This window comes from Affinundibacterium fentianense (assembly GCF_018139545.1).
GTDB lineage: Bacteria > Pseudomonadota > Gammaproteobacteria > Burkholderiales > Burkholderiaceae_D > Undibacterium > Undibacterium fentianense.
The window spans coordinates 729768-750470 of sequence record NZ_JAGSPJ010000001.1 but is presented as its reverse complement, the minus strand read 5'-3'; the positions used below and the strand labels follow the sequence as shown (position 1 = coordinate 750470).

17 protein-coding genes and 2 riboswitches are annotated in these 20703 nt (G+C 46.3%); of the genes, 15 read left to right on the top strand and 2 right to left on the bottom strand.

Going from position 1 to position 20703, the window contains the following annotated elements:
• Positions 1 to 19 precede the first annotated feature (19 nt).
• A complete protein-coding gene (locus tag KDM90_RS03335; RefSeq protein WP_212674133.1) occupies positions 20 to 718 on the top strand; it encodes a CoA transferase subunit A in 699 nt (232 codons plus the stop codon).
• A gap of 49 nt (positions 719 to 767) precedes the next feature.
• Positions 768 to 1406 (top strand): CoA transferase subunit B, encoded by a 639-nt coding sequence (locus KDM90_RS03330; RefSeq protein WP_212674132.1) that lies wholly within the window; start codon positions 768 to 770, stop codon positions 1404 to 1406.
• Positions 1407 to 1626: 220 nt separating this feature from the next.
• Here KDM90_RS03330 and KDM90_RS03325 read toward each other — a convergent pair whose 3' ends face one another.
• Positions 1627 to 2265, bottom strand: coding sequence for a DUF3617 domain-containing protein (locus KDM90_RS03325; RefSeq protein ID WP_212674131.1), 639 nt, complete (start codon positions 2263 to 2265; stop codon positions 1627 to 1629).
• Between the two features lie 97 nt (positions 2266 to 2362).
• Positions 2363 to 3157: a 3-hydroxybutyrate dehydrogenase gene (locus KDM90_RS03320; RefSeq protein WP_212674130.1), complete on the bottom strand. Its 795-nt coding sequence runs from the start codon at positions 3155 to 3157 to the stop codon at positions 2363 to 2365.
• 117 nt (positions 3158 to 3274) lie between these two features.
• Between KDM90_RS03320 and KDM90_RS03315 the strand changes: the two genes are divergently transcribed.
• The 13 genes from KDM90_RS03315 to KDM90_RS03255 all read left to right on the top strand — a co-directional run bounded on the left by KDM90_RS03315 (position 3275) and on the right by KDM90_RS03255 (position 20296).
• Positions 3275 to 4138, top strand: coding sequence for an alpha/beta fold hydrolase (locus KDM90_RS03315; protein ID WP_212674129.1), 864 nt, complete (start codon positions 3275 to 3277; stop codon positions 4136 to 4138).
• Positions 4139 to 4162: 24 nt separating this feature from the next.
• Complete coding sequence (locus tag KDM90_RS03310; RefSeq protein WP_212674128.1) at positions 4163 to 4507, top strand: RidA family protein; 345 nt, start codon at positions 4163 to 4165, stop codon at positions 4505 to 4507.
• Between the two features lies 1 nt (position 4508).
• Complete coding sequence (locus KDM90_RS03305; protein ID WP_212674127.1) at positions 4509 to 6746, top strand: RelA/SpoT family protein; 2238 nt, start codon at positions 4509 to 4511, stop codon at positions 6744 to 6746.
• 192 nt (positions 6747 to 6938) lie between these two features.
• Positions 6939 to 8087, top strand: coding sequence for a M28 family peptidase (locus tag KDM90_RS03300; RefSeq protein WP_230409568.1), 1149 nt, complete (start codon positions 6939 to 6941; stop codon positions 8085 to 8087).
• A 97-nt stretch (positions 8088 to 8184) separates the two neighbouring features.
• Complete coding sequence (locus tag KDM90_RS03295) at positions 8185 to 9864, top strand: M14 family zinc carboxypeptidase (protein WP_212674126.1); 1680 nt, start codon at positions 8185 to 8187, stop codon at positions 9862 to 9864.
• Between the two features lie 128 nt (positions 9865 to 9992).
• Positions 9993 to 10096: riboswitch (glycine riboswitch) on the top strand.
• Between the two features lie 11 nt (positions 10097 to 10107).
• Positions 10108 to 10243, top strand: a riboswitch (glycine riboswitch).
• Between the two features lie 82 nt (positions 10244 to 10325).
• Positions 10326 to 11450 carry a glycine cleavage system aminomethyltransferase GcvT gene (gene gcvT / locus KDM90_RS03290; protein ID WP_212674125.1) on the top strand — a complete coding sequence of 375 codons (1125 nt, stop codon included), beginning with the start codon at positions 10326 to 10328 and terminating at the stop codon, positions 11448 to 11450.
• Positions 11451 to 11656: 206 nt separating this feature from the next.
• On the top strand, positions 11657 to 12034 hold the full coding sequence (gene gcvH / locus KDM90_RS03285) for a glycine cleavage system protein GcvH (protein ID WP_212674124.1): 378 nt from the start codon (positions 11657 to 11659) through the stop codon (positions 12032 to 12034).
• Between the two features lie 207 nt (positions 12035 to 12241).
• A complete protein-coding gene (gene gcvP / locus KDM90_RS03280) occupies positions 12242 to 15121 on the top strand; it encodes an aminomethyl-transferring glycine dehydrogenase (protein WP_212674123.1) in 2880 nt (959 codons plus the stop codon).
• A gap of 363 nt (positions 15122 to 15484) precedes the next feature.
• Complete coding sequence (locus tag KDM90_RS03275; RefSeq protein ID WP_212674122.1) at positions 15485 to 16216, top strand: HNH endonuclease; 732 nt, start codon at positions 15485 to 15487, stop codon at positions 16214 to 16216.
• Between the two features lie 68 nt (positions 16217 to 16284).
• Positions 16285 to 16860, top strand: coding sequence for a hypothetical protein (locus KDM90_RS03270; RefSeq protein WP_212674121.1), 576 nt, complete (start codon positions 16285 to 16287; stop codon positions 16858 to 16860).
• A gap of 603 nt (positions 16861 to 17463) precedes the next feature.
• Positions 17464 to 17892 carry a hypothetical protein gene (locus tag KDM90_RS03265; protein WP_212674120.1) on the top strand — a complete coding sequence of 143 codons (429 nt, stop codon included), beginning with the start codon at positions 17464 to 17466 and terminating at the stop codon, positions 17890 to 17892.
• Positions 17893 to 17996: 104 nt separating this feature from the next.
• On the top strand, positions 17997 to 18926 hold the full coding sequence (locus tag KDM90_RS03260) for a TerB family tellurite resistance protein (protein ID WP_212674119.1): 930 nt from the start codon (positions 17997 to 17999) through the stop codon (positions 18924 to 18926).
• Positions 18927 to 19375: 449 nt separating this feature from the next.
• A complete protein-coding gene (locus tag KDM90_RS03255) occupies positions 19376 to 20296 on the top strand; it encodes a helix-turn-helix transcriptional regulator (RefSeq protein WP_212674118.1) in 921 nt (306 codons plus the stop codon).
• The last annotated feature ends 407 nt before the right edge of the window (positions 20297 to 20703 follow it).

Sequence of the window (20703 nt, the reverse complement as noted above, 5' to 3'; positions counted from 1 at the left end):
TTCTAGAAAAGGGAGACATATGAATAAGCTTTATCCTGATGCTGCGACGGCGTTGGCGGACATCGTTAAAGATGGTCAAACGATCGCTGTGGGTGGTTTTGGATTGTGTGGTATTCCTGAGGCGTTAATCGCAGCTTTGCGTGATACAGGGAAAACAAATTTGACCGCAATTTCAAACAATGCAGGTGTTGACGGTTTTGGTTTGGGTCAATTATTGACCACACGCCAGATCACCAAAATGATCTCTTCCTACGTCGGTGAAAATAAAGAATTTGAACGGCAGTATTTAGCCGGTGAGTTGCAATTGGAGTTCACACCGCAAGGGACCTTAGCCGAGAAGTTACGCGCTGGTGGGGCCGGTATTCCTGCATTTTTTACGAAAACAGGGGTAGGGACGATCGTTGCCGAAGGCAAAGAAGTCCGTGAGTTTGATGGTGAACAATATGTGATGGAACGTTCCTTAGTTGCGGACGTGTCTTTGGTTAAAGCTTTCAAAGCAGATAAAGCAGGTAATCTGGTGTATCGTAAAACGGCGCGTAATTTCAACCCCAACGTTGCGATGGCGGGCAAAATTACGGTTGTGGAAGTTGAACAGTTGGTTGAGATCGGTGAAATTGATCCGGATGAAGTCCATACACCAGGAATCTACGTACATCGCATTGTCGTCAATGCCAATCCAGAGAAGCGTATTGAACAACGTACCATCACGCCGAATTAATCAGCGTTGATATCGGGATATTTCACAGAACAAGAAAGAGGACTTTATCATGGCATGGAATCGTGACGAAATGGCTGCGCGCGCAGCAAAAGAATTACAAGATGGTTTTTACGTGAATTTGGGGATTGGACTGCCAACGTTGGTGGCAAATCATGTGCCTCAAGATATGGAAGTTTGGTTGCAATCCGAAAACGGTTTACTCGGCATTGGTCCTTTTCCAACCGAGGATCAAGTTGACGCTGATTTGATCAATGCGGGTAAACAAACTGTGACAACGCTCGCGGGCTCATCGATTTTTAGTTCAGCGGATTCATTTGCGATGATACGCGGCGGGAAAATTAACGTCGCCATTTTGGGCGCGATGCAAGTGTCGGAAAAAGGCGATCTCGCCAACTGGATGATTCCAGGCAAAATGGTCAAAGGTATGGGCGGTGCAATGGATTTGGTTGCAGGCGTTGGACGCGTCGTGGTTTTGATGGAGCACGTCGCAAAAGGTGATGCCCATAAGATCTTGAAGTCCTGCAATTTGCCTTTGACTGGAGTCGGCGTTGTGGACCGTATCATCACCGATTTGGGCGTCATTGACATTACGCCAAACGGATTGAAATTGGTTGAGCTTGCTCCGGGTGTCAGCAAAGAAGAAATGCAAGTGAAAACAGAAGCAGTCATTGATATGGGATCGATCTAGTTTCTCTTGCTTGTTGATTGTCGCTTGTAGCAAGTTCATGAATACTGTCGATTAAAAACTAAAGCCGCCATGCAGCAACGCATGGCGGCTTTAGTTTTTTTGTGATGCCTAGTCAAGGTCTTTTACATCCTCGCTTGGTATCACGCAAAACGGCTATTCGTTGTATCACTAGCTCGTCATTTCTGTGCTATTTGCCGAGTATATTGATTACGAAATGAGATCATTTGTTACCCGGAATCACTGCCGAAGGAATGGATCCCGGCGCTCCAACTGGCTTAACGTCACCACAATCGCTGCTTAGCCATTTTCCGTTCGTTTCAATGTGTTGATTCATCGGTCGGTTATAGGCAAGTCCTTTGAAATCGTAGGTGGTCTGTAAACTCTTTTCTGTGAAATTGACTTGTACCGTTCCTGTCCCTTTCATTTTTGCAGTGTCACAAACGAGCTCCATAACAAATGAATTTCCGACCCGCTTAGAATTTTTTTCTTTGCAGCCGCTCGGGTTATTTTGCATTCCTGGCTTACCCGTTCTTTCAGCCATTTCTTTTGTAATGCACACCTTCTGTAGCATCGCGCCGTCTTTGATCTCTGGAATCTTGACACCACGTTTTTTGAGCTCTTCCATTTGCGCGGGCGGAATCGACTTTAGGCTATTTAAGAGGTCTGACTTGACCGCCATTTCCCATAGGCCAGGTTTCATTTTGTCTTCTGCAAAGACAGAAGTACTTAAAAGAGCAAACATTCCTGTGAGAATGAGATCACGAGAGCGCTTGTTGAATGAGATGCTTGTGATTGTCAAATTTTGGAGCATAAAACCTCCTATATGGAGAGAAAAGAGCCATCTTTTTTGTTTTGCCAAGATGGCGAGCCTAAGTGAAATTCAATGAATCGATACCAAGTTACGCGAAGTAAAGCAAAAGTGAAACAACAAAGGGAAAATTCGCGCGAGCAAAATACTATTGTGCGACCCAACCGCCGTCCATATTCCACGCAACACCACGAATTTGGGTTGCCGCATCACTGCAGAAGAATACGGCTAGCGCACCTAACTGTTCCGGCGACACGAATTCACCAGACGGTTGTTTTTCTGAAAGCAAGGATTTTTTTGCCGCTTCATTGGAGAGACCATCACGTTCTGCACGTGCATCGACTTGTTTTTGAACCAAAGGAGTGAGGACAAATCCTGGGCAAATTGCATTGCACGTGATGGCGCTTTCTGCTGTCTCAAGTGCGGTCGTTTTTGTGAGACCAACTAAGCCGTGTTTTGCTGCGACATAGGCCGATTTATGCGCTGAGGCAACCAAACCATGCACCGAAGCGATATTAATGATGCGCCCCCAATTGTTGGCGCGCATCGATGGCAGTGCGAGTCGCGTCGTGTGAAATGCGGAAGTTAAGTTAATCGCAATGATCGCATCCCATTTTTCCGTAGGAAATTCCTCTATCGACGCAACATGCTGAATCCCAGCATTGTTGACAAGAATATCGATGCTGCCGAATTCTGCTTGGAATTGCGCCATCATCGATTCGATTTGGCTTGCCTTTGACATATCGGCACCAGAGTAACTAGTTTTGACCTGAAAATCTGTTTCGATTTGTACTTGCAATTGCTTAATTTCTTGCGCGTCACCAAAACCATTGAGGCAAATATTTGCACCCGCTGCGGCCAAAGAACGTGCTATTCCCAAGCCAATTCCGGATGTGGATCCTGTGACTAACGCCGTTTTACCAACAAGTGTTCTTATTTGCATGCTGTTTCCTATATAAAAATCAAAAATAGTGAGTGAATTGCGCTTAAGCCAAAGATTTTATGCTAAACCATCGGTAAAATGACAGCTTACATCGCCAATCCAACAAAGATTTTTTCTATGACTTTCACTCGTCAATCTGTTCAATGTATTTCGCCTGCCGGTTTGCACAAGATGTCTTACAAAGAGTGGGGAGATCCTGACAACACCAAGGTATTAATCTGTGTCCATGGAATTACCCGCGTCGCGGACGATTTTGATGCGATTGCGCAAGCATTGGAGCAGGATTATCGTGTGATTTGTCCCGATGTCGTTGGCCGTGGACAGTCTGATTTTTTGTCGAATCCACAGCTATATCAGATACCGCAATATGTGAGTGACATGGTCACCTTGCTGGCGCGCCTCAATGCCAAGACGGTTGATTGGCTTGGTACGTCCATGGGTGGCTTGATTGGTTTAATTTTGGCCTCGATGAAAGGCAATCCCATTCGTAAGATGATACTGAATGATGTTGGGCCTAGCCTTAATTTTGACGGGCTTCGACGTATCGGTGAATTGATCGCACAGGACGTGCGATTTGATACTTTTGAAGAGGGGGAGCTATTTATTCGTAACGTTTCCCAATCGTTTGGCAAGCATTCTGATGCGCAATGGAGAAAATTGGCACGCGATGTCTTAAAGCAAAATGCTGAAGGCAAATGGGTACGTCATTATGATTTGGGTTTGGCGATACCTGTGCAGGCAACCACAGCTGAAACTGCGAAGTTGGCTGAGCAAATGTTGTGGGCTGCCTATGATGCCATGACTTGCGAGACCCTCTTGATTCGAGGTGCGGAGTCAGACTTGTTGAGCGCCGACACTGCGCAAGTTATGCATTCGCGTGGTCCGCGTGCAAAGGTGTGTGAAATTCAAGGCGTCGGACATGCACCGAGTTTGGTACAGGAAGATCAGATTGCCATAGTGCGTGAATTTTTATTGTCTTAATTTTTATCGTTGGAGTAGAGATAGATGCAACGTTTTCATGTGGGTCCACGTTTATCCGAATTTGCAATTTTTAATAAGACGGTCTATTTGGCTGGTCAAGTTCCCGAAGACGTCAGTCTCGATATTGTTGGTCAAACCAACAATGTTTTGATGCAAATTGATCGTCTTTTGGAAGAGGCGGGTAGTGATAAATCACGCATTCTGATGTGCCAGATTTTTATTACCGACATGGCAAATATGGCGGGAATGAATCAAGCCTGGGATGCTTGGGTTGCACCAGGCAACGCGCCACCTCGTGCCACGGTACAAGCCGCTTTGGCCAATCCAGAGTGGCTCGTTGAAATTGTCGTGACCGCAGCGCAAAAATAATATGGTTTCACTGTCCGCCGCTATTTCTGAATCACAGCTGGTCGATGGCTTGTCAGCATCAGATGCTGCACGAGTACTTGAGGCTTTAGAATTCGTCTCGCCATTTTATGAAAATCGGTCGATCGTCACGGAGCAAGATGCTTTGCAATTTTCGATTGGCGTGGCGTCGACTTTAGCGATGCTAAAGACCGATGTCGATACACGCATTGCCGGCTTGTTATTTGAACTTTCTGAATTAAATCCTTTGGCGGCCGAAAAAATTGAAGTCAAGTTTGGCAAAGACATTGCGGAGTTGGTAAGCGGTGTAAGGCGCTTAATGCGCTTGCGTGAAGCAACATTGACACAGCATGATGTTGGGCGCGGCAAAGACGAAGCGGAGCGGACTGCATCGCAAATGGAAGTGCTACGCAAAATGGTGCTGGCTATGGCGAATGACATGCGGGTAGTGTTAGTTCGTCTCGCTTCGCGTGTAACAACCTTGCGCTATTTTGCTGAGTGCAAGCGGAATGATGGTGCAGCTCAGCAGTATGCCAGTGAAACGATGGATTTATATGCACCGCTTGCAAACCGACTCGGTGTATGGCAATTGAAATGGGAATTAGAAGATCTTTCATTTCGTTTTTTGGAGCCGGAGCAATATAAGCGCATTGCCAAAATGTTAGAAGAAAAACGGGTCGAGCGCGAAAGTTTTGTGGTCTCTGCGATCGCTAGGCTCGAGCAAGAGTTACGCACTGTTGGCGTCAAAGCGGAGGTAAGTGGGAGGCCTAAGCACATCTACAGTATCTGGAAAAAGATGCGAGGTAAGCGTGTTGATTTTGATGAATTGTATGATGTTCGCGCCTTCCGAGTGATCGTTGACGATATCAAAGATTGTTATGCGGTGTTGGGAATATTGAATAACTTGTGGACGCCAATTCCTAAGGAGTTTGATGATTACATTTCCCGTCCTAAGCCGAATGGCTATAAGTCCTTGCATACCGTTGTCGTGGTGGAAGATGGACGACCTTTAGAGGTCCAGATTCGCACAAAGGAAATGCATCAATTTTCTGAATTTGGTGTGGCAGCGCATTGGCGTTATAAAGAAACGGGTGGTTCCAATTTTTCAGCACAAGAATATGACGAGAAAATTGCTTGGTTGCGTCAATTATTGGCTTGGAAAAATGAGGTTTCGGATGTTGTGGTTGATCAAGAGCAGTTACAACGTGAATGGGTCGAAAAAGTCAAAGCCGCGACTTTGGATGATCGAATCTATGTATTGACGCCTCAAGCGAGGGTGATTGAGTTGCCGAGTGGTGCAACCCCCGTCGATTTTGCGTATCAACTCCATACGGATGTAGGACATCGCTGCCGTGGCGCGCGTGTTGATGGTGTTATGGTGCCATTAAACACAAAGTTGAAAAACGGTCAGACGGTTGAAATCATCACCTTAAAAGCCGGTTCTATTCAGACTGGGCCATCGCGTGATTGGCTGACGACGGAGTATTCGGTTGGAACACGGACTCGCAGCAAGATTCGCGCATGGTTTAATGCGATCGACCAGGAAAATACTTTATCAGCGGGTCGAGGATTGATAGAAAAAACCTTGCAGCGCGAAGGTAAGACATCGGTCAATCTTGAAGAGCTCGCGCGCAAATTGAGTTTCGCTAGCCTCGATGATTTGTTTTTGGCCGTCGGCAAGGAGGAGTTTAGCTTGCGTCAAGTCGAGACGGCGCTCCGCGACAATCTCGAACAGGAAGTGCCCGTCGATTATCTCATCGCCAATAAGAGTCGCGCGTCAAGTGTTGTGCAGGGCGCAAAATCTGGCGTATTAGTAGTCGGTACAGATGGTTTGATGACGCAATTGGCTCGCTGCTGTAAGCCAGCGCCACCCGACGATATTGTCGGTTTTGTGACGCGTGGAAAAGGCGTCTCTATCCATCGCTTGAGTTGTAAGAACTTTTCTGAAATGCGTCATAAAGCGCCGGAACGTGTCATTCAAACGACATGGGGTGATGGTGGTAAAGACACCGTGTATCCCGTTGATATTTTTGTGATGGCGCAGGACAGGCAAGGGTTGTTGCGCGATATTTCCGAGGTGTTTTCTCGCGAAAAGATCAATGTTATCGGGGTAAATACCCAAAGTGCAAAAGGACAGGCAAAAATGTCCTTCACCGCTGAGATCAACGGCACAAGTCAACTACAAAAAGCCTTGATGGTGATTCATGAAGTTAGTGGTGTCCAAGAAGTGAGAAGGGCATAAGGCTGAGTGCGAACGGATGACGTCCGATTGAGCGAATAGATTTCCCTTTTATTCGCTTAGTTGGCGCTTGGTCTTGTAAATTGGCGGGAACTTATTGGCGGAAATAGGCTCTGACCAGCTTCAGTCCGAAATCAACTGCCAGTCGAGTTCGGCAATTCAATTAATTTAGTCATGTGAAAAAGTGAGAAGCGTATGAACTTTAATAAGAAAATACTAGCTACCGTTGTCTGTTCCTTGGGTTTGCTTTCTCCATGTCTTGCGCAGGCACAGTTGCAAGGGCAAGCAGCGGTGAAGTCCAAAGATGCGGCGGGCTTGTCTGGATCGATGCAGGCAACGATCAATCGAATTTCAGCTGAATCGATGCGAGGCCATTTGAATTTCTTGGCATCCGATTTGCTTGAGGGGCGTGATACACCTTCACGTGGTTTGGATTTGGCCGCAGAATATATCGCAGCGCAATTTCGTGCTATCGGCCTTGAACCCGCTGGTAATGAAGGATATTTCCAAACAGCCGATTGGAATATTTTAAAGAAAGAGATTCGACGTCGTCCGGGTGCTGCGGTGCCGCCGCCCGAACCTGAGCCAGCAACGCCAACAATTGTGCGCAATGTGATTGGGGTTTTGCGTGGATCGGATCCCGCATTGAAAGATAGCTATGTGTTGGTCACTGCGCACTATGATCATATTGGTATGAAAGCAAATGCCGAAGGTGACAAAATATTCAATGGTGCGAATGACGACGCAAGCGGCACGGTGTCGGTCATCGAGTTGGCAAAAGCCTTCGCGGGAATGAAAGAGCGCCCGAAACGTAGTATCGTTTTTATGACGTTCTTTGGTGAAGAAAAAGGTTTAGTGGGATCACGCTACTACGGGAAAAATCCGATTTTCCCTATCGAAAAGACGGTCGCAGGTATCAATATTGAGCAGGTCGGACGTACTGATGATTCCGAGGGGCCACAAGTTGCTTCCGTTGGCGTCACAGGTTTTGATTTTTCTGAAGTAGGGGCCATTATCAAACAAGCGGGTGATAAAACTGGAATCCATGTTTGGAAGCATCCGGTGAATAGTGATCGTTATTTTGGTGCGAGTGATAATCAAGCCTTAGCAGATCAAGGTATTCCCGCTCATACGATCAGCGTTGCCTATGGCTTCCCTGATTATCATGGCCTTGGTGATGAAGCGCATAAAATCGATTACGACAACATGGCAAAAGTCAATCGAGCGGTTGCGGTGGCCATCGAGCACATTGCAAACAGTGCAGTAGCGCCGAACTGGGACGAGAAAAATCCTAAGGCGGCCAAATACCTAGAAGCGTGGAAACAACGTCACACCGCCAAGTAAATAACGCCAGTAAGTTGAGAAAACTGAGTTGACCTGATCGAGATCGTGGGCTGCCCCAGATCGACCTCAGGTCATTTTTTTATTAAGGATAAGAAAAATGAAGCGTTTATTGGTAAGTTTTTTGGGGCTCATGGCTCTTCCACCGATGGTGGCGCATGCTTTTGACAAAAAACACGCAGAGCCTTGGCCGACGACGAGATTTGAACAAAATAACTACGCCTCAACCAGCACCGTTGCGGATGTCGCTCAATTTATGAGCGCATTACAAAAGCGTGACAAATCCTTGAGCTATTACCGACCCAAAGCGGCACCGCGCAGCACCGAATCGGGGCAGCCTTTGAACGCTTGGCGCTTGGCAGCGACTGCGAAAGACCCTTTGCGGGTGTATATCAATGCGGGTATTCATGCAGGCGAGGTTGAGGGTAAGGACGCAATGCAAATTATCATGCGCGAATTGATACAAGGGAAGTATCCCGAAATTCGTCAAGCGCTAGAGATCGTGACGCTGCCAACCTACAACGCCGATGGCGCAGATGCGCAAGATCCGCTGAATCGTCGCTACCAGCCGAATCCCGAACATGGTGTTGGGCCAAGAGAAAATGTCTTTGGAATCGATCTCAATCGTGACATGATGAAAGCCGTCGCAGCCAATACAAAATGGCTACTTGCGATGTATCAAGATTTTCAACCTGCTGCGGTATTTGATTTGCATACAACGAATGGCAGCTACCATGGCTTTCATATTACGTATGAACCAGCTTGGGCTACGGGTGGCGATGCACCCTTACAAAGTCTCAATCGTAAAATGTTGACGGACGTACGTGCGACCATGTTGCCGCGAGGAATGCCAACTTATGATTACGGAAATTTTCGCTACAACAAAGATAAACAAATTGAAGCATGGGAATCTGCTTTTTCCACACCTAATTTGGTCAGTAATTACCCCACCTTGCAATACGCTTTGGGCGTCTTGGTCGAGACGTATGTTTATCGAAGCTATCAACAACGAATTGAAGATAATCGCTTGTATGTAGTTGAATTGTTGCGATGGCTTGCGCAGCACAAAGACGAGGTAAAACAAGAGCAAATCGCTGCACGTGCGCGCTGGGAAGCCCAATGGAAAACGGGTGTTGCACGGTTGCCATTGCGGACCGAAATGAGCTTAGCGGAAACCTATCAATTTGAAGTTGTCGATCCGATTAAAAATGAATTAGGTCAAATTGTTGGTGAGAAATCACGTACCAAGATGGAATTGCCTGCCTATGTGGCATTCAAAGCCGTCGATGAAATTCAAATTCCCCAAGGCTATTTGATCGACCCAGCGTATGCAGAAAAGCTGCGTCCCATCTTGGAAGCCCATGGTTTAAAAGTACTGTCAGGAATTTCTCGACCTTCGAAACAAGCAATCTTGTATTTTCATGAAAGCGAAAGAGTGCTTGCAAAAGACAGTTTTCAAGGCATATTTCCGGTTCAAATCAAAGGTCAGTGGAAGTCAGAACTGCCTGAGAAACGAGCTGGATATCGCTGGTCTAAAGAAACGTTAGATAATGCTCTGTATGTCCCACTTAACCAACCACTGGGTCGTCTCGGTTTCTATTTGCTCGACCCTCGCAGTGGTGATGGCTTAGTCTATTGGGGATTTTTACATGCTTATTATGCGCGCGGAAAAGGGATGTGGGGCGAGCCACCACGACAACCTATCTTGGCCGTTGGTTATGTTGGAGAGAACAATGGACAAGGCGCCGATGGAAAAACGATAGAAAAGGTGCAAGAGTGAGTTGAGTGAGATTACTTCTCTATTAGACTTGATTTTTAGAATAAGTAAATTGATACTTTATTGCGCAATAAATCGTGAAAAAAAGTGCTGTTGAAGAATAACCGTTTGCGGTTTCGGGTTATAATCGCAGCACTTGATCGGGAGAGAGCTGCGCGAAATAAGCATTTTGCAGACGGCCGCCGAAGGGGCTAATACCCAACAAACTCTCAGGCAAAAGGACCGATCAGCGGGGTGGTGTGAAAACTCCCCTACTCTGGAGAGCGGTAGCAGTGCACAGATGGCTCGCACTGAACTACCCACCGAAGGTGCGACGAGAAATATCGATGAATGGATCGATAGCTTCTCGTAATCTCTCAGGTACCAGGACAGAGGGGTAAAACGATTCAACAGCAATGCGGATGATCAGTTCGCATGCGGTTTCGTCCCTTTTTTATGTCCAATCTTGGTACTGAGGCACTCACATGACGCAAGCAACTCTAAAAGTAACTCCCTTGAACGCAGCACACCGTGCAGCCGGCGCGAAGATGGTTGATTTCGGCGGTTGGGATATGCCAGTTAATTATGGCTCCCAAATCGAAGAACACCACGCAGTGCGTACTGATGTCGGTATGTTCGACGTTTCCCATATGTGCGTAGTTGACCTCAAAGGCGAGAACGTACGTAGCTTCTTGCGCGGTTTGGTCGCCAACAATGTCGACAAATTGCAAGTGCCAGGCAAAGCGCTGTACTCAGCGATGTTAAAACCTGAAGGCACTGTCATCGATGACTTGATCATCTACTTCATGAATGAAACTTGGTTCCGCTTGGTGGTGAATGCGGGTACAGCGGAAAAAGACGTCGCGTGGATGAATGCGCACAACACTGCAACCAATGCTGGCATCACCATCACACAACGTCGCGATGGCGCGAATGCTTACGGTTTGATCGCTGTTCAAGGTCCAAATGCCCGTGCAAAAGCATGGGAAGTTTTGCCAGAAACCAAAGCGGCTAGTGCTGAAATTAAACCATTTAACGCAGTCATCGTGGAAAACACGTCCTTCGGTGAAGTGATGGTGGCTCGTACAGGTTACACAGGCGAAGACGGTTTTGAAATCGCCGTTTCCGCTGAACGCATCACTGACTTGTGGAATGCCTTGGCAGCAGTTGGCGTAAAACCAGCAGGTTTGGGCGCACGCGATACATTGCGTTTGGAAGCTGGTATGAATTTGTACGGCCAAGATATGGATGAAACAGTTAATCCATTGAACGCAGGTTTGGCTTGGACGATTGATCTGGTAGCAGAGCGTGATTTCGTCGGCAAAAAAGCATTGCAAGAACAAGGTCAAACACAACAATTCTTAGGCTTGATCCTACGTGAAAAAGGCGGCATCTTGCGCGCGCATCAAAAGGTTGTAACACCACATGGCGACGGCGAAATCACGAGTGGTACATTCAGCCCAACCATGCAAGAAGCCATCGCTTTGGCACGTTTGCCTATGGGCGTAGCGATTGGCGACACAGTGCATGTGCAGATTCGCGACAAACAATTAGCAGCAACCGTAGTGAAATTGCCATTTGTGCGTAATGGTAAGGTTTTGGTAGCGTAATGTATTCGCCAAAGAGGCACAGAGTACATAGAGATTTTTGAATTTGTCATTCCCGCGAAAGCGGGAATCCAGTGACGTAACAAGCAGAGACGCTGGATTCCTGCCTTCGCAGGAATGACATGAAAAGAAGTTTAGGCCTCTCTGCGCCTTCGCGGCAAAGATTTTATTTTTAGACATAATCAATTCAAATTTTTTTGGAGAACAACATGACAATTCCAGCAGATCGCAAATACACAGAATCCCACGAATGGGTACGCGTAGAAGCAGACGGTACAGTTTCTGTCGGCATTACTGATTTCGCACAAGACGCATTGGGCGACATCGTTTTCGTCGACTTGCCAAAAGTGGGCGCAAGCTTGGCTGCGGGTAAAGATTGCTGCGTAATCGAATCTGTGAAAGCGGCTGGCGATGTGTACGCACCAGTGGCTGGTGAAGTTGTTGCAGTGAACGATGCAGTTGTTGATGAGCCAGCATCGATCAACAGCGGCGCATTCGACGCATGGTTGTTCAAATTGAAGCCAGCCAATGCAGCTGACGTTGACGCATTGATGTCAGCAGAAGCGTACGCAAAGAATATTGGTTAATTTTTTGTGCCCGCATAAATCCAATTATCGGGCGCATTACTTCGTTGCAAATGCGCGCAATATCGACATATTGCTGTGCTTTGCGCCTCGTACTGCATCCCGAAAATTGAATTTCTACGGGCACAAAACGTTTCCGGATAGTTGATAGTTAACCCCATCCGTAACCTTCCAAAACCTGTTTTAACTCGTTTTCATCCCCCAAATACCATGACACGTACTAGCCTTTCCCAACTTGAGGCACATGATGCCTTTATCGCCCGTCATATCGGCCCATCTGAAGCAGAACAAGCTGCTATGCTCAAAGTGTTGGGCTATGCGGATCGCACGGCGTTGATCGATGCGCTCGTTCCAGCGAATATTCGTCGTAAAGACGTTTTGCCGTTGGCGCAATTCACAGAAGCGAAATCTGAAACTGAAGCCTTAGCGACATTGAAAGCCTTAGCGAGCAAAAATAAAGTGCTCAAGTCTTTCATTGGTCAGGGTTATTACAACACGCACACGCCAGGCGTGGTTTTGCGTAACATCTTTGAAAACCCAGCGTGGTACACGGCTTACACGCCATACCAGCCAGAAATTTCTCAAGGTCGCTTAGAAGCGATTTTGAACTTCCAACAAGTCATCATGGACATGACAGGCATGGATATCGCGAATGCGTCTATGCTTGACGAAGGTACAGCCGCTGCCGAAGCGATGACCTTGATCCAGCGTGTTGGTAAATCCAACTCAAACGTGTTTTACGTCGCGCATGACGTCTTGCCACAAACACGTGAAATCATCGAAACACGCGCTAAACCTTTGGGTATCGAAGTGCGTACTTTGACAGCCAACGAAGCCTTAGAAAACGACTGTTTCGGTGTGCTCTTGCAATACCCAAGTGTTGACGGTGAAATCCGTGATTACCGCGAATTCGCCGCAGCCGTGCATGCAAAAGGCGCGATGGTGATCGCCGCTGCAGACTTGTTGGCATTGACCTTGATCGAAGCGCCAGGTACTTGGGGTGCTGACGTGGTCGTCGGTAACAGTCAACGCTTCGGTGTGCCGCTTGGTTTCGGCGGCCCACACGCTGGCTACATGGGCACGAAAGATGCGTTCAAACGCTCGATGCCAGGTCGCTTGGTCGGTGTCACAGTCGATGCACAAGGCAAACAAGCCTACCGTTTGGCATTGCAAACTCGTGAACAACATATTCGCCGCGAAAAAGCGACGTCGAATATTTGTACAGCACAAGTATTGTTGGCAGTGATTGCGTCGATGTATGCGGTGTACCACGGTCCAGCAGGCTTGAAGCAAATCGCTGAACGCACACATCGTTTGACTGGCACCTTGGCTACTGGTTTGAAACAAATGGGCGTTGCCATTGCAAACAGCACATACTTCGACACCTTGACGATTAATGTTGCAGACGCAGCAGTAGTACACGCAGCAGCACAAGCAGCTGGTTACAACTTGCGTGAAATTAGCGCGACACAAGTTGGTGTATCGCTCGACGAAACAGCAACACGTGCGGATGTCGAAGCTTTGTGGACTATCCTCGGTCAAGGCAAAACAGCGCCAGCGTTTGACGCGACTGAAGCAAGTGTTGCAGATGCCTTCCCAGCAGCATTGGCACGTACAACAAGCTACTTGACGCACCCAACCTTCCATCGCTATCACGCAGAACACGAAATGTTGCGTTACTTGCGTAGCTTGGCAGATAAAGATTTGGCTTTGGATCGCACCATGATCCCGCTCGGTTCTTGCACCATGAAGTTGAATGCAACATCCGAAATGATTCCAGTGACATGGCCAGAATTCTCTAACATCCACCCATTCGCACCGAACGATCAAACCGTTGGCTATCGCGAAATGATCGATCAACTCGAAGCGATGTTGTGCGCAGCAACGGGTTACGATGCGGTGTCTTTGCAACCAAACGCAGGTTCACAAGGTGAATACGCTGGTTTGTTGATCATTCAGGCTTACCATCAATCGCGTGGCGATCATCACCGCAACATCGTGTTGATTCCATCGTCTGCACACGGAACTAATCCAGCATCGGCATCGATGGTTGGCATGGAAGTTGTGGTTGTTGCTTGCGATGAAAACGGTAACGTGGATTTGGTCGACCTCAAAGCCAAAGCAGAAAAACACAGCGCTAACTTGGCAGCGGCGATGGTGACTTATCCATCGACCCACGGTGTGTTCGAAGAAGGCATCCGCGAATTGTGCGACATCATCCACGCACACGGTGGTCAAGTGTATGTTGACGGCGCGAACATGAACGCCTTGGTTGGCGTAGCTGCACCAGGTAAGTTTGGTGGCGACGTCAGTCACTTGAACTTGCACAAAACATTCTGTATTCCACACGGTGGTGGCGGACCAGGCGTAGGCCCAGTCGCAGTTGGCGCGCATCTCGCACCATTCTTGCCAAATCAACGTTCCAATGGTTACGTACGTGGCGAGAAGGGTATCTCCGCCGTCAGCGCAGCACCATTCGGTTCTGCATCGATCTTGCCGATCTCTTGGATGTACATCGCCATGATGGGCGCAGAAGGTTTGAAAGCGGCGACAGAAACAGCGATCTTGGCAGCGAACTACATCGCCAAACGTTTGGCTCCACATTACCCAGTGCTGTACACAGGCCACGATGGCTTGGTAGCGCATGAATGTATTTTGGATTTGCGTCCATTGACCGATGCGACTGGCATCTCCAACGAAGACGTTGCAAAACGTTTGATGGACTTCGGCTTCCACGCACCAACCATGAGCTTCCCAGTGCCAGGCACGTTGATGATTGAGCCAACAGAAAGTGAATCTCAAGCGGAATTGGATCGCTTCATCGACGCCATGATCACGATTCGCGAAGAAATCGCGAAAGTGGCCAGCGGTGAATTCGATGCCAAAGACAATCCACTGAAGAACGCGCCACACACGGCAGAAGTCTTGGTCGCCAACGAATGGAACCACGCCTACAGCCGCGAAGTAGCAGCCTTCCCAGTAGCATCATTGCGTAAGCAAAAATACTGGGTACCAGTCGGCCGCGCAGACAACGTCTACGGCGACCGCAACTTGTTCTGCGCTTGCGTACCGATGAGTGATTACGAGTAATTGGTGTTTGAAGTTTTAGTTTGGTAGAAGAACGGGCATGTGTGAGCATGCCCGTTTTTTTTGAAGCGAGATTTTGTGTTGGTGATGAAAGTGATGGGGGCGCTTGCATGAAAATTTGTGTTTCTTCGCAGAGATATTTTTTATTCTGGACGTTTCTTGATGCGGAGAGTTTTAATTGATTGACATGATTGTGCGACTTGATAGAATTCAGATTAGTTGTGTGACGCTTTTAAAGATTTGGTATCGTGCAATGTTTTCCAATAGCTTGGAAAAGGAATGTTCAAGCGCTTTTAGGGAATATTGAGGAAGAGTGTTATGCGTTATTTTGTCGTCTAAATCTAACTATCCACATTGGAGTAAATAATGGAATTGGTTGAAACGTTTAAGGAAGCTGAAGAAAATTCTGTTCGATTTTTCGATGTAGGTAGTTTCGCATCGTCAGCTGCTTTTTCAAGGCTTGGTCAGTTCTACCACTGGTACTATTTCCCAGACACAGGGGTTTTTGCTCCAAGCAAGTTTATTGGGTACAAAAACACCTCTCTTGAATCTTATGCTGGCGAAGGTACCGGCACAGATACTCAAGGAGTCCTCAGTCGTTGGTTTCATAAGCTTGATAGAAACACTCCTATGTATTCGGGATTGGAGTCAAAGCTTTCAAATTTTCTTAATGAACATGGCTTTTCATTAAGTAAAAAGACGATTGATGGAACAGGTGGAATATACGTTCCAATTGGAACAAATGCCACAACAAGATTTCCTGACGAAATTACTGACGAGTCATATTCTGAGGGCTCAGTGAAATCTGTAGTAGTTAATGCGTATGAGAGAAACCCCAAAGCCAGGGACGCCTGTTTAGCGCATTATGGTAATTCGTGTTATGTGTGCGGTTTCAACTTTGGTGATGTGTACGGTGACATTGGCAATGGGTTCATTCATGTTCATCATCTGAAAGAAATCTCATCAATCGGTAGGGAATATAAAGTTGATCCAATTAAAGACCTGCGACCACTTTGCCCTAATTGCCATGCTATGGTTCACACTCAAAAGCCAGCCATTTCCCCAGAAGAATTGAAGAGGCGCCTAGCACGCGCATAACTAAGTGTTGCAGCCTGACATCCGAAGCGTCGCTGGACTTTGGGGTTAGGCTACACAGAAAAATAATTATGACCATAGCCAAAATTCGAGACGCACTTTTAAAAGCAGAGAAAGGTATTACTCAGTACGCCGTGCTGATGCATGAGTTCCCTAAAGTCGATGTATCATTGGATGTTGATTTCCAGCGCAAGTACAACGCGTTCTATCGCGTTCAGCGTCGTCAAATGGCTTGGTACCTCAGCTATTACACCCTAATGCAAAAACTAAAGGAAACAAAACCGCTATTTGCCGATGTACTCGACGAGATTTATAGACTTACTGGCAGATATGAGCCGTCCTTTGCAAGCAAGCTGGTCGCGACGATTGACCCGTTAAAGCCAATTTGGGACATTCACATCCTCAAGAATACAGGCCACGGTGCCCCGAGTTATGCCAGCAAAAACAAGCTGGCACTTGCCAAGGTGGCATACGCATCGCTTGAAGATTGGTATGAAAAATTCCTTGATTCTGCCGAAGGTAAGCTCTATATCAGTGAGTTTGACCAGTTTGCTCCAGACTATTGCGGGTTAACAGCCTTAAAAAAAGTTGATTTCATTCTTTGGCAAACAAGATCTATTCCTGCAAAAAAAGTTCGCTCGACCTGACTCGCGTCGGCAAGTCGCCGCTCGAGGCTCAGCTTCAATAGACTGTAAGTTCAACTTATTTTCTCAGAACAGCCTATGGCGTTTTGGGCGTAGGTATTTTTGATAGTGATTCGGCCATGGATTGGGTTGGGTAGTTGCACCGTCCAATTAAATTTCAATGGTTGAGGAGAGTCTTGAGGCCGTCCATTGCTCAAGGCTCTCGTTGTTCAAGAGGTTGCTAGGTACCTCGAATGAGGAGGCCTACCTTGAGTCAGATTTTGCAATAGTGGGGCTCGCTTCTGTCGGAGTGATTGCCGCCATTTTGTAGAGAGCTGAGTCCACGCTTATTTTTTTTAAGGTTGTTGTAGGTTGATATCCACAAGATTCAATAAATCTCATTTTCAATTTTTTGTTTGAAATAGAAATGCACTAATCCTGATGAAAACTTATTTAAATTACGACACCACCTGTCACAATGTCAAATTACAATCGGTTTTCGGATAGCATAGCGATTTATGTGAAATTTGGCCGAAAATTTTGCACATAGATAGTTGACCGCTGCAATTCAATGGAGATCATATGAGAGTCGTTGGAAGTAAATTTGAGACAGCCGAAGAAATTGTAATGGAAATTGCCGAACCTTCACCTGAGTTTTATGAATTTGTTAGGCATACTGTTACAAACGATGATGAAGTGCGAGCCAATATCAACAATATGGAAATTTCCGCAGATGCGAAGGCGATGCTATATGCGTTTTCAAAGACAACTCTGAAGATTGGGCATGCTATCGTAAAAATAGGGCGCAAGATCCTTGATTTCATTTTTGTCTTGATGCGTGCGTTCCCCAACATTTCGTTTGCTATTATTTTGGCTTTGGTACTTAGCGCCCTGGTTGCTTCGATTCCGTTGTTGGGTGCTATTTTTGGAACGATGGCTGCGAAACTCTTGCTTCTGGTTGGCGTCATTAAAGGAGCTGAGCAGGATTTCTTATCAGGCGATATGGAGAACAGGATTCACTCTTTAGTTGATCATTTTGCGCCACTGCAAGCATAAATTTCTATCGAAAATTGAGCGTGTAGATCTAATATATGCCCGCGATTAAAATGTGGGAGAATCAAAATTAATCGTAAGGGTAGAAATTGAATATTGAGCAGTTTGTGAATGTCAAGCAGGTTATATCGGATGAGCTTCGTTTTAAGTCAAAACTGGCCATTGGTGAGAATGCCTACGCAAGCTTAAAACTCAAAAATAGGCTAGCGGATTTCTGGGAGGTCGGAGGCGTCGCCATGACGGGTGCGGCAGTCGCGCAATCCACCGTGGTTGCCTCAACTTTTTTTGCGCCAACTGGTTTAGCTGCTTTATTCGGTATCGGCGCTGCCGTAACACCGGTGGGGTGGATTGTTGCTGCGGCTGTTTTGTCGGGTGGCACTGTTGTAGGAATACGTCGGTGGGTTTCAAAGCAAACAGGGGATAGAGTTTCCGTTATTCCGAAATTTATCAATTCCCCTATTGATGTTCTCGCTATAGATTTGTTCGAATTGATCGCATCATTGTCGCTCAAAGTTGCTGAAGTTGATGGGCGTATCTCTGACGATGAACGGTCATTTATTCGCAGCTATTTTGTTTCGGCGTGGGGCTACGATTGCAGGTATGTGGAAGCAAGTCTGTCTGTGATCGAAGAGAACTTATCGCAGCTTGAGATGGCGAAATTAGCGCAAACTTTCGCTGAGTTTAGTAAAGCAAATCCGGACTGCAATTATCAAGAAATGACCAAAGATGTGCTTGCCTTAATTCAAGACATTATTGAGGCAGATAGTATTATTTATGAGCATGAAGAGCTTGCCCTCCGAGAAATTCAACAGATTTTTGAGGAAAAGGGCCGTCACTTACTCCGTGCCAAGGCAGCGATATTCGCTGACGACTTGTCACAAGCTATTCTAAAAAACTCATCCGTCGTTCTAAGTTCAAGCGCAATGAATCGAAGCCTTAACAGAGTGAGTGTGCTAAAGGATGGCGCGAAGCGAATCGCCGATAATTCCCTTACACGTGGTAAAGGTTTAATCAATTCGATTTTGAAGAAGCCATAGCGCCATATTTTCGCCGACTTGAATTTTATTATTGGAATGGTGCCGTGCCTTAACGGCGCCATGCATTCCCGATTTAATGTTCGATTTTTTGACTTGTTGCGCGCGTTTTTTGTGTGCGATATATCTTCCATCTTTGCCAAAGAATCGTTACGCCGAATACGCAGACAATGAGAAGCGTACATTTTAAAGCAAGTGTCAGCAATGCCATCCACACTGATACGCTGCCCAATTTAAAAAAGATGAGGGCAAAGCCAGTAATAAGTAAAATGAGCCAAAACATCGAGTACCTCCGCACTGAATATTGATAGAGGCCTTATTTTGACTAGGAGGAGTGACAGGTGATGTCGTTTTTTTTGATGATGAAAAGAGAGTTAATCGATTTCTGACAAAAGTCTTTTTTCCGACTGACGCTCGTCGAAAATTTAGAGAAAATTATTTTTGGGTAGGGTATGACTTCTGAAAACCATGAGACCCTGGTGTATCGGCTCTCGCAAATATTGGTGAAACTCAATCAAGGGCAGAAACTTGTCCCTAAAGAGTTGGCCGAAGAATTCGGCGTAAATATACGGACCATTCAGCGCGATCTAAATCTTAGATTTGCCTATCTCCCGCTAGAAAAAAATGGTGGTTCGTATCAAATGGACGTGAGATTCTTGGGGCAACTGAGTACCAAAGATATTAGTCGTTTTGCCGGATTGGCTGGCGTAAAGGGGCTGTTTCCTTCCTTGTCCGATGATTTTTTGAGTGAATTATTTGATACGCGAATCGAAAAAAATTTACATGTTCAAGGCCATGATTATGAAGACGTGTCGGAACGCAGTACTGATTTTACGTTGTTAGAAAAAGCGATTCGCCATCGGAAGAGGATTCGCTTTACTTATCGCAAAGCAGATGTTGTCAAGCAATACGAAAATGTATGTCCATACAAACTAATCAATAGCAAGGGTATTTGGTACTTGGCTGCGGTTGATGGCAACACATTGAAAAGCTATAGCTTCGCGAAAATTAGCGAGCTGGGCTCGACAACGAGAGAATTTTTATGGGATTCAGAAATAGAGCAGCAATTATTGGACGAAGACGGCATTTGGTTCTCTGCAGCGAAACAGACTTTGAAATTGTCCGTTTCGAAAGAGGTTGCGATTTACTTCAAACGACGGAAACTAATTCCACTTCAAAAAATTGAAAAAGAGCATTCGGATGGTCGCCTGATCGTGAGCACAACGATCGCGCATCTCAACCAGATTTTTCCTATTATTCGCTACTGGATACCGTATATCCGAATTCTCGAGCCTCTCGCTTTACAAACAAAATTAGAATTAGAACTATCGGATTACCTGAAAAATAGAGGCTTTGATTCTGGGGAATCTTAAGCGAAAAGAAAATTTAAACTAATTGAGAGCAAGGGCGGCGACAGTGCCTCGATTCAAAAGGATTTGGGTGAGGCTTAGATCAAGAATTGAGTAAAAATTCCAGCCAAATAAAGGCCCACTTCAAAAAGCAATGATTTAATAAATTGTTTCGCAATGCTTATGCGCTGTTTAAATAAATCGATTGCCCGCCGCGCGAATGCAGAGGATCAATGTACGAGCAGGTTTAGGGAAGGACGCTTTAAGAGCCAAGCAATCTTAGATGAGGCTGGCTAGCTTGGTGTGCCTATGTCGATCGCAATCCGATACGCGTCGGAATCGTTAATTTCCCGAGAATTCGAATTACACTTCGATTCAACTACGTTTGAAAGACTACAAAATACTCAAGGCAAATCGGCAGCAATCATCAA

Coding starts and splice junctions, on each gene's coding strand:
- KDM90_RS03300 (WP_230409568.1), top strand. CDS start 6,939: ATGAACTTTAATAAGAAAATACTAGCTACCGTTGTCTGTTCCTTGGGT.
- KDM90_RS03330 (WP_212674132.1), top strand. CDS start 768: ATGGCATGGAATCGTGACGAAATGGCTGCGCGCGCAGCAAAAGAATTA.
- KDM90_RS03265 (WP_212674120.1), top strand. CDS start 17,464: ATGGAAATTGCCGAACCTTCACCTGAGTTTTATGAATTTGTTAGGCAT.
- gcvP (WP_212674123.1), top strand. CDS start 12,242: ATGACACGTACTAGCCTTTCCCAACTTGAGGCACATGATGCCTTTATC.
- KDM90_RS03315 (WP_212674129.1), top strand. CDS start 3,275: ATGACTTTCACTCGTCAATCTGTTCAATGTATTTCGCCTGCCGGTTTG.
- gcvT (WP_212674125.1), top strand. CDS start 10,326: ATGACGCAAGCAACTCTAAAAGTAACTCCCTTGAACGCAGCACACCGT.
- KDM90_RS03335 (WP_212674133.1), top strand. CDS start 20: ATGAATAAGCTTTATCCTGATGCTGCGACGGCGTTGGCGGACATCGTT.
- gcvH (WP_212674124.1), top strand. CDS start 11,657: ATGACAATTCCAGCAGATCGCAAATACACAGAATCCCACGAATGGGTA.
- KDM90_RS03310 (WP_212674128.1), top strand. CDS start 4,163: ATGCAACGTTTTCATGTGGGTCCACGTTTATCCGAATTTGCAATTTTT.
- KDM90_RS03255 (WP_212674118.1), top strand. CDS start 19,376: ATGACTTCTGAAAACCATGAGACCCTGGTGTATCGGCTCTCGCAAATA.
- KDM90_RS03275 (WP_212674122.1), top strand. CDS start 15,485: ATGGAATTGGTTGAAACGTTTAAGGAAGCTGAAGAAAATTCTGTTCGA.
- KDM90_RS03295 (WP_212674126.1), top strand. CDS start 8,185: ATGAAGCGTTTATTGGTAAGTTTTTTGGGGCTCATGGCTCTTCCACCG.
- KDM90_RS03270 (WP_212674121.1), top strand. CDS start 16,285: ATGACCATAGCCAAAATTCGAGACGCACTTTTAAAAGCAGAGAAAGGT.
- KDM90_RS03305 (WP_212674127.1), top strand. CDS start 4,509: ATGGTTTCACTGTCCGCCGCTATTTCTGAATCACAGCTGGTCGATGGC.
- KDM90_RS03320 (WP_212674130.1), bottom strand. CDS start 3,157: ATGCAAATAAGAACACTTGTTGGTAAAACGGCGTTAGTCACAGGATCC.